At 71.2% G+C, this 8,791-nt stretch carries 7 protein-coding genes; 3 read left to right on the top strand and 4 right to left on the bottom strand.

Going from position 1 to position 8,791, the window contains the following annotated elements:
• Positions 1-280: 280 nt before the first annotated feature.
• From JWR86_RS02805 to JWR86_RS02815, 3 genes are all read right to left on the bottom strand, one after another.
• Positions 281-1,435: an epoxide hydrolase family protein gene (locus tag JWR86_RS02805; RefSeq protein WP_299560449.1), complete on the bottom strand. Its 1,155-nt coding sequence runs from the start codon at positions 1,433-1,435 to the stop codon at positions 281-283.
• A gap of 79 nt (positions 1,436-1,514) precedes the next feature.
• Positions 1,515-2,510, bottom strand: a complete 996-nt coding sequence (locus JWR86_RS02810) for an NAD-dependent epimerase/dehydratase family protein (RefSeq protein ID WP_299560452.1) — start codon at positions 2,508-2,510, stop codon at positions 1,515-1,517.
• A gap of 40 nt (positions 2,511-2,550) precedes the next feature.
• Positions 2,551-3,975: a mannose-1-phosphate guanylyltransferase/mannose-6-phosphate isomerase gene (locus tag JWR86_RS02815; protein ID WP_299560455.1), complete on the bottom strand. Its 1,425-nt coding sequence runs from the start codon at positions 3,973-3,975 to the stop codon at positions 2,551-2,553.
• Positions 3,976-4,179: 204 nt separating this feature from the next.
• On the opposite strand from JWR86_RS02815, the gene JWR86_RS02820 reads away from it, so the two are divergent.
• Both JWR86_RS02820 and JWR86_RS02825 read left to right on the top strand, forming a co-directional pair.
• A complete protein-coding gene (locus tag JWR86_RS02820; protein ID WP_299560457.1) occupies positions 4,180-5,289 on the top strand; it encodes an isocitrate/isopropylmalate family dehydrogenase in 1,110 nt (369 codons plus the stop codon).
• A 19-nt stretch (positions 5,290-5,308) separates the two neighbouring features.
• Positions 5,309-6,079: an exodeoxyribonuclease III gene (locus tag JWR86_RS02825; protein WP_299560460.1), complete on the top strand. Its 771-nt coding sequence runs from the start codon at positions 5,309-5,311 to the stop codon at positions 6,077-6,079.
• Positions 6,080-6,097: 18 nt separating this feature from the next.
• On the opposite strand, the gene JWR86_RS02830 is transcribed toward JWR86_RS02825, so the two are convergent.
• A complete protein-coding gene (locus JWR86_RS02830; RefSeq protein ID WP_299560463.1) occupies positions 6,098-7,069 on the bottom strand; it encodes a 2-hydroxyacid dehydrogenase in 972 nt (323 codons plus the stop codon).
• 685 nt (positions 7,070-7,754) lie between these two features.
• Between JWR86_RS02830 and JWR86_RS02835 the strand changes: the two genes are divergently transcribed.
• A partial coding sequence (locus JWR86_RS02835; protein ID WP_299560466.1) for a glycosyl transferase family 90 occupies positions 7,755-8,791 on the top strand: 1,037 nt, incomplete at its 3' end.

The following is an 8,791-nucleotide window of genomic DNA, read 5'->3' on the forward strand; positions in this document are numbered from 1 at the left end:
CCGAAGAGCCGAGGAAGCGGTGCCGGCGGGCCGTTGTCAGCGCCGCCGTCGATGAGGATGATTTAGAGAACCCCCCCCGACCTGTCAACGCCAAAATCCAACTTTTTGCCGAAACCACCCGGAACAAGGGCGGCGGAGGCTCCTGAACCCGGCCTGGGGCATCCTGCCGGAAGCCGAACCCGCCGTTGCCCGCGCCCCCTCCCCCGGGTCTTCGGCCCCCGATGTGGGAGGCGGCCCGGATCGCGGCAAGCCGGGCGTCCAGCCCCTCTCCCGGCGACGCCTAGCGCCTGAGCGGGCGGAAGAAGGTGCGGATCTCCTCGGCCAGGCGGTCCGGCTGTTCCATGGCGGCGAAGTGGCCGCCCTTCTCCATCACCGACCAGCGCCGGATGTCGGTGTAGACCCGGGCGGCCAGGCTTTGTGGCGGGCGCAGGATCTCGGTCGGAAACTGGCAATAGCCGGTCGGCACATCGACGGTGCCGCCATCCGGGATCGGCCAGGGCCCGTGCATGCGGGCGTAATAGGGCCAGAACGAGGAGCCGATCGCGCCCGTGAACCAATAGAGGGAGATGTTGGCCAGCACCGCGTCCCGGCTCAGCACGCTCTCGATGTCGCCCCCGCAATCGGACCAGGCCCGGAACTTCTCCACGATCCAGGCGGCGAGCCCGGCCGGCGAATCCGTCATGGCGAAGCTGAGCGTCTGCGGCCGCGTGCCCTGGATCCACTGATAGCCGGTCTCCTCCTTCAGGAAGGTCGCGAGCTCGCCCAGGTAGCGGGCCTCGTCCGGCGTGGGGTTGGCGACCGCCTTCGGGTCGCGCTGCAGCGGCAGGAGGTTGAGGTGGATGCCGAGGAGGCGCTCCGGGTAGCTGTAGCCGAGCCGGGAGGTCACGAAGGAGCCCCAGTCGCCGCCCTGTGCGCCGAAGCGCCGATAGCCGAGCACGTCCGTCATCAGCTCGGCGAACAGGTCCGCCATCTGTTCCGCGCTGAACCGGGCCTGGCCGGGCCGAAAGGAGAGCCCGAATCCGGGCAGCGACGGCGCGACCACCGTGAAGCTGTCGGCCGGATCCCCGCCGAACCGGGCCGGGTCGGTCAGCCGCGGGATGATCTCCAGGAACTCGAACACCGAGCCCGGCCAGCCATGCGACAGCAGCAGGGGGCAGGGATCCGGCCCCTTGCCGGGCACATGGAGCGCGTGCAGCTCGATGCCGCCGAGCGGCACGGTGATCTGGGGGAAGCTGTTGAGCCGGGCCTCGGCGGCGCGCCAGTCGAACTCCTCGCGCCAGTACCGGACCAGATCGCGCATGTAGGCCACGTCGGTGCCATAGGCCCAGGGCTCGCCCGGGGCCTGATCGGGGAACCGCGTGCGGCCGAGCCGCTCCCGCAGATCCGCCAGAGCGGCCTCCCCGATCTCGAGGGTGAACGGCATGGGATTCGGCATCGCGGGGCTCCGGTTGCAAACGGACGGCCGCGGTCTGGCCTCGTGAGGCCTGGCCGGGTGGGCCGGAGGGCCGTCCCGGTCAGGCCGGCACGCCGTGATAAGCGCGAAACCACGCCACGAAGCGCTCGAGTCCGGCCTCGATCGGCGTGGCGGGGGCGGCGCCGACCCGCGCCTGAAGCCGGGACACGTCCGCAGCGGTGCGAACCACGTCGCCCGGCTGCATCGGCCGGCCCACGGTTCGGGCCGGGCGGCCGGCGGCCCGGGCAATGAGCTCGACGAAGCGCGCGAGTTCGACCGGCCGGCCGCTGCCGACATTGTAGAGGGCATGCGGCGGCTCGGCCCCGGAGGCGGCCGGGGGGAGGCCGCGGAGAGCCGCCAGGGCATCCACCGCGTCGTCGATGAAGGTGAAGTCGCGGCTCATGCGGCCATCGTTGAAGAGCACGATGTCGTGCCCGCGAAACACCGCTTCGGTGAAGCCGTAATAGGCCATATCGGGCCGCCCCCACGGCCCGTAGACGGTGAAGAACCGGATCCCGGTCGAGGGAATCCCGAACAGGTGGGAATAGCTGCGGGCCATGAGCTCGTTCGCACGCTTGGTCGCGGCATAGAGCGAGACCGGCCGGTCGACGCGGTCGCCCTCCGAAAACGGGACCGTCTCGTTTGCGCCGTAGACGGAGCTCGAAGAGGCGTAGACCAGGTGCCGGACCGGGACGTGGCGGCAGCTTTCCAGCACGGACAGAAACCCGTCCACGTTGGAGCGCGTGTAGGCACGGGGGTCGTCGAGCGAGTGGCGGACGCCCGCCTGGGCCGCCAGGTGGAACACCTCGGAGGGCCGAAAGGCCTCGAACAGGGCGCGAATGCGCGCGTGATCGGCCATGTCGGCCCGTTCGAACCGGAATCCGGCCTCGGGCAGCAACCTGGCCAGGCGCGCCTGTTTCAGGGCCGGATCATAATACCCGTTGAGATCGTCGATCCCGAGCACCTCGTGGCCATCGCGCAGCAGCCGGACGGCGAGGTGAAAGCCGATGAAGCCGGCCGCGCCGGTCAGCAGAACCCGCTGCGCCGCCCTGTTCACGTCGCCCTGGGCTCCCCGGAGGCTGAATGGGGTCCAGCTCTCACGACCGCCCGTACACGTCCTCGACGCGCACGATGTCGTCCTCGCCGAGATAGCTGCCGGACTGCACCTCGATCATCTCCAGCGGAATGTGGCCGGGATTCCTGAGCCTGTGCGTCTCGCCCTGCGGGATAAAGGTAGACTGGTTCTCGTACAGCATGAAGACCTTGTCGCCGCAGGTGATCTCGGCCGAGCCCCTGACCACCACCCAATGCTCTGCGCGGTGGCGGTGCAGCTGGAGCGACAGCTGCCCCCCCGGCTTCACGGTGATCACCTTCACCTGAAACCGGTCCCCGGCGACCACCGACCGGTAGCTGCCCCAGGGGCGATGCACCTCGGCATGGGCCAGCGCCTCGCCAAAACCCTTGTCGCGCAGTGCCTCGACGGCGTGTTTCACGTCCTGGGCCTTGGACCTGTCGGCGATCAGGATCGCGTCGTCCGTCGCGATGACAAGGAGGTCGGACAGCCCCACCGTGGCGATCAGCTGCCGCTCCGAACGGAGAAAGGAGTTCCGGGTGTCGAAGCCGACGGCGCGGCCGAGGATCACGTTGCCGTCGACGTCCGGCCGGTGCGCGTCGTGGATCGCGTCCCAGGCGCCGAGATCGCTCCAATCGATCGCCGCCCGCGAGACCGCCGTCCGGGCGCTTCCCTCCATGAAGGCGTAGTCGACCGAGATCGCCTCCATGCGGCCGAAGGCCTCGGGATCGAGCGGGATGACGTCGCCCTCCACCTTGGCGCCGTCCAGCGCCGCGCGCGCGAGCGCCAGAAGGTCTGGGCGGCGCTCCTCCGCCTCCTGGATCATGGTGGCGGGCGCGAACAGGAAGATGCCGGAATTCCACACGAACCGGTCCTCGCCGAGCATCCGCTCGGCGCCGGCGAGGTCAGGCTTCTCGACAAAGCGGGCGACCCGGCGCACCGGGCTGTCCGGATCCGGCACGCCCTCAGGGCCGATTTCGATATAGCCGTAGCCGGTCTCGGGCCGGTTGGGCGCAATGCCGAACAGGCAGATATGGCCGGCTTCCGCGGCCGGCAGTGCCGCCTGTACGAGGTCCCGGAAAGCAGCCGCATCCTTGATGACGTGGTCCGATGGCAGCAGCAGGACGGGTCCGCCCCCGTTGCGCTCCGCCAGCAGGCTCGCGACCAGCGCCACTGCGGCCGTGTTGCGCGGAACGGGCTCCAGCACCATCGGCCCGCCCCGGATGGCCAGCGCCTTGATCTGGTCGGCAATGACGTAGCGGTAGCTCTCGGCGGCCACGAAGGCCGGGGGCGCGAAGCCCGGCCCGGTCACCCGCATGGCGGTTTCCTGGAGGAGCGTGCGATCCCCGACGAACGCCTGAAACTGCTTCGGCATGCTGGCGCGGGACACCGGCCAGAGCCGGGTGCCGCTGCCGCCGCACATGATGAAAGGCTGGATCAGGTCATTCACCGGAGCGCTCAACAGCCAGGCTGCGCCGAGCCTCGCAGCCGGCATCAGAAAGACCTCTCGGCCGTGTTGCTATCCCGGGACGCCGGCGGGTTCAATGCCCGGCGCCGGCCGGGAAACGGCCGCGCCCGGGCCGGTCTCGGCGGCCCGGGGCCTTGCCGGGCAAGGCCGGCTCGCGTTCAACGGTCCGAGCCGCGGGAGTCAGCGATGAGCGCCAACGACAGTTTCCGGATCGCCGTTTTGCCGGGAGACGGCATCGGCCCGGAGGTGATGGCGCCCTGCCTCGACCTGCTGGACCGCGCCATGCGCCGCGTGGGCGGCCTCGACTGCCGGTTCGAGCAGCATCCGGCCGGGGCCTTCGCCTACCGGGACACGGGGTCGGCCCTGCCGCGGGCGACCCTGGAGGCGGCCCGGGCGGCCGACGCCATCCTGCTCGGAGCCATGGGCTGGCCCGACATCCGCTACCCCGACGGCACCGAGATCGCCCCGCAGCTCGACCTCAGGTTCGAACTCGAGCTGTTCGCCGGCATCCGTCCGGTCCGGACGATCCCCGGCCTGCCGCCCGTGCTGGCCGATCCGCGGGCGGCGTCGCTCGATTTCGTGCTGGTCCGGGAATCCACCGAAGGGCTGTTCGCGTCGCGCGGCAAGGGTGTGGTCGAGAACGACCGGGAGGCCCGTGACACCATGGTGATCACCCGGAACGGCTGCGAAAGGCTGTTCGATGCCGCCTTCGGGCTGGCGCGGTCCCGCAAGACGTTCGGGCGGCCCGGCACGGTGACCTGCGTGGACAAGGCCAACGTGTTCGCGAGCCTCGCGTTTTTCCGCAAGGTCTTCGACGAGCGGGCCGCGCTCCATCCGGACATCGCGGCGCGGCACGCCTATGTCGACGCGGTCGCCCTGTTCATGGTGCAGCGGCCGTGGGAGTTCGACGTGCTGGTCACCGAGAACATGTTCGGTGACATCCTGTCGGACCTGGGCGCCGGGCTCATGGGCGGGCTCGGCGTCGCGCCCTCGGGCGATATCGGCCTGCGGCACGCCGTGTTCCAGCCCTGCCACGGCACGGCGCCGGACATCGCCGGGCGGGGCCGGGCCAATCCGACCGCCATGTTCCTGTCCGCCGCCATGATGCTGGACTGGCTCGGGGATCGGCACGCACATGCGGGGGCGAGGCAGGCGGGCGACCTCGTGCGACGCGCGGTGGACCGGGCCTTCCTCCAGGGACTCCATCCCTGCGAGCGTGGCGGACCGCACGGCACCCGCGAGGTGACGGCCGCGGTGCTGGCCGCCCTGGACCAGATCGACCCGTCCGGGACCTGATCCCGAGGACGAGAGCGGCGTGAAGATCGCGACGTTCAACATCAACAACGTCAACCGGCGCCTCGGCAACCTCCTGGCCTGGCTCGACGAGGCGCGGCCGGACGTGGTCTGCCTACAGGAACTCAAGGCGGAGACGCGGGCCTTTCCCCAGGCCGAGATCCGCCGGGCCGGCTATGAGACGCTGTGGGTGGGCGAGCCGCGCTGGAACGGCGTCGCGATCCTGGCCCGCGGCGCCGAGCCGATCCCGACTCGCCTGGAACTGCCCGGCGACCCGAGCGACCGCCAGGCCCGCTACGTGGAAGCCGCCGTGAGGGGCGTCGTTGTCGGCTGCCTCTACCTGCCGAACGGCAACCCGCAGCCCGGGCCGAAATTTCTCTACAAGCTGCGCTGGTTCGAGCGGCTGATCGCCCACGCGGCCACGCTGCGCGAGGCAGGCGTGCCGGCGGTGCTGGCCGGCGATTTCAACGTCGTGCCGACCGATCGGGACATCTACCCGACCCGTTCCTACCGGGACAACGCGCTGCTGCAGCCGGACAGCCGCGCCGCCTTCCGGCGCCTGATCGACCAGGGCTGGACGGACGCGCACCGGAAGCTTCATCCCGACCGGACGATCTTCACCTTCTGGGACTACAAGCGGCTCTGCTGGGAGCGCGACGCCGGGCTCCGGCTCGACCACCTGCTGCTCAGCCCCGACCTCGTGCCCCGCCTGCGGGCGGCCGAGGTCGACCGGGAGGTCCGCGGCCGGCCGGAGGCGAGCGACCACGCTCCGGCCTGGATCGAGCTCGGCTGACCCCGCCCGGCCACCCGCTTAGGCGAGCGCGGTGCCGCGATACGGCGTTTCCGGCACCGGCGTCACCGGCCCCTTGCCGGAGAACCAGGACACCAGGTTGTCGACCACGAGCTGCCCCATGGCCCGGCGCGTCTCGACCGAGGCCGATCCGACATGCGGCAGCAGCACGACGTGATCCATCGCGATGAGCTCGGCCGGGACCCGCGGCTCGTCCGTGAAGACGTCGAGCCCGGCGCTCAGGATCGTCTTGCTGGTGAGCGCCCGGATCAGGGCCGGCTCGTCCACCACGCTGCCACGCCCGACATTGACCAGGATGCCGTCCGGTCCGAGGGCGCGCAGCACTTCGTCGCCGACGATGCCGTTCGTCTCGGCCCCACCGGGCGCCACGCAGAGCAGGACGTCGCAGTTGCGGGCGAGGTCCACCAGCGTCGGCTCGTAACGGTACGGGACGTCGTCCTGCCTGCGGCGACCGTGGTAGCTGATCTCGACGCCGAAGCCTTCGAGCCGCCGCCCGATCGCCTTGCCGATACGGCCGAGCCCGAGGATGCCGACGCGGCGCCCCCGGAGCGTCGGGGTGAGCGGATAGGGCGCCTTCAGCCACTTGCCGTCGCGCAGGTGGCGGTCGGCCTGCGGCAGCTGGCGCACGGTAGCGAGCAGGAGACCGATCGCGAGGTCGGCCACCTCCTCGGTCAGTACGTCCGGCGTGTTGGTGACGATGATGCCGCGCCGTCCCGCCTCTTTGGCGTCGATCGTGTCGTAGCCGACACCCATGTTGGAGACGATCTCGAGATTCGGCAGCTTGTCGAACACCGAAGCGTCGGTCCGCACGTGGCTGCCGGGCGCGAGCCCGCGGATGCCGGAGGCGACCTCGCGGATATACGCCTCGGGGTCCGGCTTGTCCCAGGCCCGGCGCAGCGTGAAAGCCTTGTCGATGCCCTCCATGATCAGGGGCATCATCGGCGACAGCATCAGGATTTCGACGTCTTTCACGCGGCCACTCCTCCCGGGCAGGAACCCGGCGTGATCATGCGGCGCGCAGGGGCGCGCGAAAAGCCGAAATCTGCCGCGAAGGTCGCCTCAACAGCCCCGGCCCATCCTGTCCCGCATCAGCCTCGCGAGATCGGCCGGCGTGCGGACGGCCTTGGCCTTGACGGCGCGCGACCCGCATTCGGAGCAGCGCAACCGCCGGGTGAGATGAACCAGCGGCGACCCGGCCACCCGCGCGTCGTCGCCGCTCAGCGAGCCGCGGCGGCCGCACGAGAGGCACTCGACTTCGATCCTCGGCGTCGCAGGGGCGCCGGCCGGCTGCCGGGTATCGGGCTCGTCCATCCGGGGATTCCGCTCGGCCCGGCCGGAGAGTCAAGCTCTGCCGCGCGCGGAGCTGGCGCGCCGGCGCCCCCCCTGCTAGGCGGACCGCGCTGAACCGGGCGCACCGAGCCAGGCTCATGACCCTTTCGCGACCGAGCCCGGCGCTGCGCTTGCGCCCTCGCCGCACCGATCCAACCGGAAGGCGCGCGCACGCCGCCGCGGGCAGGCTCCCTTGAGCGGCCGTGCCGCCCCCCCTCCCCTCCTCCCCCGGCTGCTCGCCTGGCTGTCGGGGCAGCGACGCCGGACCGCACCTCCTCCAGGCCGGGCAGAGCCCTCCGACAGCCTGTGGCAGCGCTGCGGCCCCGCCGTGACGGCGGCCAGGGCGGCCGTGGTGGCCGGCTGGCCGAGCTGGACCGCGGCCAGTCCAGAGGGGGCCCTCGAAAGCTATGCGGGCCTGCTCCGGGACGTCGTCCGGGGCGTGTGCGCCACCGTCGCGCTCGATCTCCGCTTCGCCGGCTCCTGCGGTGGGCCCGTGCCGGAGCCGCTCTGCTGCCGGGTGCTGACCGGGGCGGGGCGCCTCCGCGTCACCGTGCGAAACGACTTCTTCCGCGAGGGCGCGACGCGGCTCTCGGTCGCGCACCGGCTCGCCGCCGCCGCCGTGGTGCTCGCGAAAGTGGCCGAGGACACGCCCGCCGGCCCGGAGCTCGGCTTCACGCTCTGCCTCGGGGACGACAGCACTTGGCAGGATGTCGGCTTCTGCGCGGCAGGGGGCAGCCTGCTGATCCCGGATTCCGACTTCCTGGGCAGCGGCGGCTACCGGGCGATCCGCGATTTCGCCGAGGAGGCCCGCTTGCCGTGGTCGCGGCGCAAACCGGTCGTGTTCTGGCGGGGCTCCACCACGGGTCGGCAGAGGCCGGCCGGCTCCTACGATGCGGGGACCGAGTGGTTCAGGGTCACGCAGCGGACAGAATTGTGCCGCCGCCTCTCCACGGGTCCGCACCGCCGGCAGTGCGATGTCGGCATCACGGCCGTGGTGCAGATTGAGGACGAGGCGCTGGCCGGGCGCATCAGGGCCGAACTCGCCCGCGAGCGGGTCGAGCGGCCGTGGCAGATCTGGTTCCGCTTTCTGGTCGACATCGACGGCAACACCAGCGCCTGGGCCAACCTGTTCGAGGCAATGCTGCTCGGCGCCTGCGTCCTCAAGGTCGAGTCCCCGTCGGGCTTTCGGCAATGGTTCTATGACCGCCTGGAACCCTGGACCACGCACATCCCAGTCAGGGCCGACCTCTCCGATCTCGACGAACGCGTCGCCTGGGCGCTGGCCAACCCGGCGCAAGCCGAGCGCATCGCGGCCCGGGGCCGCGCCGTGGCGCTCGGCATCGGCTTCGAGGACGCGGTGGCCGA

This window comes from Enterovirga sp. (assembly GCF_028290205.1).
GTDB lineage: Bacteria > Pseudomonadota > Alphaproteobacteria > Rhizobiales > Beijerinckiaceae > Enterovirga.

Coding starts and splice junctions, on each gene's coding strand:
- JWR86_RS02820 (WP_299560457.1), top strand. CDS start 4,180: ATGAGCGCCAACGACAGTTTCCGGATCGCCGTTTTGCCGGGAGACGGC.
- JWR86_RS02805 (WP_299560449.1), bottom strand. CDS start 1,435: ATGCCGAATCCCATGCCGTTCACCCTCGAGATCGGGGAGGCCGCTCTG.